The organism is Nitrosomonas sp. Nm33, from assembly GCF_900107265.1.
Lineage (GTDB): Bacteria > Pseudomonadota > Gammaproteobacteria > Burkholderiales > Nitrosomonadaceae > Nitrosomonas.
The window spans coordinates 1-2,541 of record NZ_FNPJ01000143.1; the positions used below are offsets into that span (position 1 = coordinate 1).

A 2,541-nucleotide genomic window follows, 5' to 3' on the forward strand; every position below is an offset into this window, starting at 1 on the left:
GCGAGAAAAATACTTTCATAACCGCGTATTTGACAGCATCGATACGCTCGAGAATCATTTGATTAGTGCATTATGTAATCTCGAAAATGCCCCGGCTTTAATCAAAAGTATAACCAGCTGGGATTGGATTATTAATGCAGTTTCTAGTGCAAATTAGAATTAGCCATGAATACCCTAAGTCATAAGCTTACTTCTTTGTATTATTCGTTTTTACTTATAAGAAACACTCTATAAAACGAAAACAGAGAATTTACTTAAACTTCATTTTGGTAAAACCATGTCCCAAAGCGCTAAACACCGTAATTTGTTTGGGCAAATATTTATTCAAGCTTTCCTTCTCCCCTAATTTCTTTAATCGAAAATAATAAATGTTGCAGGAAATTCTTCCGTCCTAATATAGGAACAACTCTTATATCAATGATGATGTCATTTCGATTAATCACTATATCGACCACAGTAACCAATATCTGTAGCGTAAGTGCTACAAATTTATTCACAGAGTTGAGGTGAATCGAACCAGGATTTTCCACTTGAAACAATCAAGGTGAAAATTTTCATAAAAATTTAACTTGAAAATCAAGAATTAATGCTTGAAACAGTTTTTTTACTCTATTGCGGACTGGCAGTTGGCTTACAAGATTGATAAGCATTCAAAAACTGTCGTCTCATACACCTGAGTTTCAAGCAACCCGTTCTACAGTGCAGAGAAGAAAATATGGAGGAAATCGAAACAGATGGTTGGAAGCGCCGTTGTATCAACGCCTCCTCCGGAGAATCGCTGAGAATCGGTATATTCTGTATCTCCCAGTCCAGCCGATAACGGAAAACTTGCTATCAGTCCGGGCTGGGAACGGGCAAGCTAACCTACTGCACAATCCTTGACATCCGCTGGCGCAAAACGGGCCAACAGAGCGCGAGCCGCTTCCACGGCGGGACCGTTGACCTGGCGCGGGTAGCATTCGTTCAGGCACTCCGCGGTACCAGCGCGGATGGCGTTAAGCAATGCTTCCGGGCATTCCGATGTATTATCGAACCAGTCAATATTTTCACAAGGCACATAACTCTCAGTGGCAAGTCCTTCTGAGAAGATCACATCGTGCCGGTCAAGCAGCAAATGGAAGTATTCGATATCCTCGACAGTGGTATCACAAAACACGGTAACGCCGTTGATCAAACTTTTCGCGGGGATAAGGTGATTCCGGAAAAAAATCGCGTGCTCCTGAGAGACAAACACATCCCGCGCTGGCAACGCTGGTCCGAAAGCCCCTGCGGTGATACGCACAGGCGCACCCTTTGCCAACCCGAAAGGGGTAGTGATACGTTGATGGCCAACCCACCGCAACGACTGCCAACCGCCGCTCAGCGTACGCACTTCGTCACCAACAGCTAGCTCCTCAACCGGGCAGTAACCGTGCCGGGTTAGTACCCGCGTACCGCGGAGGAAACAGGCGTATTCAAACGTCGTAATAGGAGAAGATGCGGTCCCAGAAAGTGTTCCATCTTGAATTTTCGAAGGGAAGGTAACTCGAACGGTGTCATTTGAACCAAGTTTGAGAGTGGGAAAAGTCGTAGAGAAATTACTTTCGGAAATTTCCCAAGTAAATGTTTTGCCACCAGTAACAGTCGTAACTATAGCATTAATGGTTTGAGGAAAAGTGTTAGTTCCGTCAGACCATAAAACCGTAACTGAAATTTCTTGGTTAACGCTGGGGGCAGTATTTCCTGCGTAACTACCTGAGCCTGTAATTTTAAAGCCTGAAGTATTACCTTCACTTACATCAATTTTATTATCTCCGGCAACACCATTAGTATCTATAGCAATATTTGAAAAATTTGTTACATTAGCCATGCAGTTGTTCTCCCTCGTTCATGGAATAGTTGATAATTCGATGTGTGTAGCGGTGTCACAGCAATAAAGAGAAAAATGCATTAGCCATCAAATTTCATGGATCATAAGTCTTGAAATAATTCGATATAAAACGAACACAGCGCATTTTGCTTAAACTTCATTTTGGGCAAACTGTGTATCAATAAATAAACGAGTTTTCGAGTATCCCAGAACACCAAACTTTGCTTGCGCAAGCATTTATCCAAACCTTTCTTATTTCTTTATTCAAAAAGAGCGAATATTGTAAGAAATTTATCTGTCGACACTCAGGAATTATTCCTACCTATATATAGATATTATTCCTATTATGTTGTAGGAATATTTCCTACATTAATTATAGAATATTTCTCGTTAAGAGTGAATATTGTAACAAATTTTCCTATTCACACTTAGGGATTATTCCTACTTTTACATAGGCATTATTCCTACTATGCTATATGAATTATTCTTACAAGATTTATAGAATAGTTAATTGCTCCTGAGGTATTCTCAAATTTGCATGAATATTGATATTGAGGGGTATGCAATAGATATGGAATTTGCAAGGATTAAGATAGTTATAGCCAATCACATATAAATTGATTATAATTTGTGAATGACCTATCCAGTATCATTTCGCCGTAAGGTATTATCCGTTCGAGAGAAGGATGGCC

Annotated in this window: 1 protein-coding gene; it reads right to left on the reverse strand. The window is 40.4% G+C overall.

Annotated elements, in window-relative coordinates; all coding sequences use genetic code 11:
* Nucleotides 1-859: 859 nt before the first annotated feature.
* Nucleotides 860-1,849: a Hint domain-containing protein gene (locus BLV54_RS15020; protein WP_090572387.1), complete on the reverse strand. Its 990-nt coding sequence runs from the start codon at nt 1,847-1,849 to the stop codon at nt 860-862.
* Nucleotides 1,850-2,541: the final 692 nt, after the last annotated feature.